General features: G+C 75.3%; 3 protein-coding genes. All 3 read right to left on the reverse strand.

Features of this window, described 5'->3' with window-relative positions; translation table 11 throughout:
* Positions 1 to 526, reverse strand: a 526-nt coding sequence (locus CTKZ_RS21000; protein ID WP_148090551.1) for a PH domain-containing protein, incomplete at its 3' end; no start/stop codon positions are given.
* A 20-nt stretch (positions 527 to 546) separates the two neighbouring features.
* The gene (locus CTKZ_RS22165) at positions 547 to 714 is read right to left on the reverse strand and encodes a hypothetical protein (RefSeq protein WP_200829872.1); all 168 of its coding nucleotides are present in this window, start codon (positions 712 to 714) and stop codon (positions 547 to 549) included.
* A 215-nt stretch (positions 715 to 929) separates the two neighbouring features.
* Positions 930 to 2,129, reverse strand: a 1,200-nt coding sequence (locus CTKZ_RS21005; protein WP_235843598.1) for a PQQ-dependent sugar dehydrogenase, incomplete at its 5' end; no start/stop codon positions are given.

Here is a 2,129-nt window from a genome sequence, read left to right on the forward strand (position 1 = left end):
GGCCTGCGCAGCCGGGCGTGAAGATCGTGGCGCACAGCTCGCGGTAGGTCGCGTCGGGGTGCGCGACCCAGTTGATGCGTCGCATCGCCTGGTCCTGGCCCGCGGACTCGAGCAGGAACTCCCCGTAGCCGAGCACGCGCCCGACGAGCGACCGCGAGTAACGCATGTCGGTGATCTTCACGAGCGGCATCATCGCGACCTTGTGCGTGACCAGGCCGTACAGCAGGAGCATCCGTTTGTCGGTCGCGACGAACCACTCGTTGCGCCAGTCCAGGACCTTCCAGCCGAGGCGGCCGAGCAGCAGCAGGAACAGCAGCCACAGCCAGTCCGCGTTCTGCTCCCCCACGACCATGCCCGCACCGGGCACGACCAGGAACGCGAGCAGCACGAAGCCGCCGAACGTCGTGAGGACGGGCTCGGCGAGCTTGCCCCAGTGGGAGCGGGCGCTGAACACGACCCGCTCGCCCGGCAGCACGTACCGCCGGATGTTCCGGTGGCTGCGGACGATCGCGTCGGGGGTCGTCATGGCGTGCGGCGGGGCGTCGGCTACTCGGTGAGGCCCGCGAAGAAGCGGCCGAAGCTCGCGAACGCGCCCGTGATCATGTCCCACAGCGCACGGACGAGGTCGGCGGCGCGGTCGGGGCTCGTGACGATCGCGTACACCAGGAAGATCGCGACGATCCAGAACAGCGTGGTCTTGAGCTTCGGGGGCATGCGGGTCCTCGCAGGTCGGGCGTCGGGTCGGGCGGGTCGGCCCCGACCGGGTCGGCCGGGGTCGGTCCGGGGCGGGCGGCGCGAGGCCGTCCGACGCGTCCCGGCGCGGCAAAGGGTACTGACCGGACACTCCGGTCCACGGGAGCGGCCCCCCGCGTGGCGCGAACCGGGTGAATCGGTCGGCGTGTCGCGCTCAGCGCCGTGGCGTGTCGACGTCAGCGGACGACGACGCGCAGGACCCGGTCGTCGCCGTCGCGCGGGTCGCCGCGACCGTCGGTGTTGTTCGTCAGGACCCACAGCGACCCGTCCGGCGCGGGTGCGACCGCGCGGAGCCGGCCGTGCTCGCCGGCCAGCAGCGCCTGCGGGGTGCCCAGCCCGGCGCGCGCGTCGCCGTCGACCGGCGGCAGCAGCGGGAGGCGCCACAGCCGCTCGCCGCGCAGCCCGGCCAGGTAGACGCCCTCGTCGGTCACCGCGAGCCCGCTCGGCGACGCGTCGCGGGTCGGCCAGGTCGCCACGGGGTCGACGAACCCCTGGTCCGCGCCGCCCGCCCCCTCGACGACCGGCCAGCCGTAGTTCCCGCCGGGCTCGACCACGTTGAGCTCGTCCCACGTGTTCTGCCCGAACTCGGCCGCGAACATCAGCCCGTCCGACGACCACCCGATCCCCTGCACGTTGCGGTGCCCGAGGCTCCACACGGGAGACGCCGGGTCCGGGTTGCCCGGTGCGGGTGCGCCGTCGGGCGTCACGCGCAGGATCTTGCCGCCCAGCGACGACGGGTCCTGGGCGCGGCCGGGCTGCCCGGCGTCACCCGTCGTGACGTACAGGTACCCGTCGGGTCCGACCGCGAGGCGACCGCCGTCGTGGTTGCCGGCCCGCGGGATGCCCGTGAGCACCGGGGTCAGCGCGCCGAGAGTCGTGCCGTCGAGCGTGCCGCGCAGCACCCGGTTGTCGTCGGGCGTGGTCGCGTACAGCGCGACGTCGGCGGTGCCGGCGTCCTCGGCGAGCACCGCGACGCCCAGCAGCCCGCCCTCGCCGCCGGGCGCCACGACGTCCGCGAGCGCGTCCGCGCCCGGACCCGTGACCTCCCGGACCCCGCCGTCCGGTGCGACGAGCACCACGCGCGCCTCGTCGCGCAGCGTCACGAGCGCGGAGCCGTCGGCGAGGAACGCGAGCCCCCACGGCACGTCGAGCCCGGTCGTCACGTCGTCGACCTCCACGACCTCGACCGTCGCCGGTCCCGACGGACCCGGCAGCCCGGTCGGCGAGGTCGGCGCCGCCCCGCCGGACGCGCCCGTCGGCGTGACCGCGGTGCCCACATCCCCGTCCGCCGTGCAGGCCGGGGCCGCGAGCACCACCACGGCCACGGCGAGCGCGAGCGGTGCGTGCCCGTGGCGCCGGTCGCGCCCGTCGCGCCC

The organism is Cellulomonas algicola (assembly GCF_003851725.1).
GTDB classification, from domain to species: domain Bacteria; phylum Actinomycetota; class Actinomycetes; order Actinomycetales; family Cellulomonadaceae; genus Cellulomonas; species Cellulomonas algicola.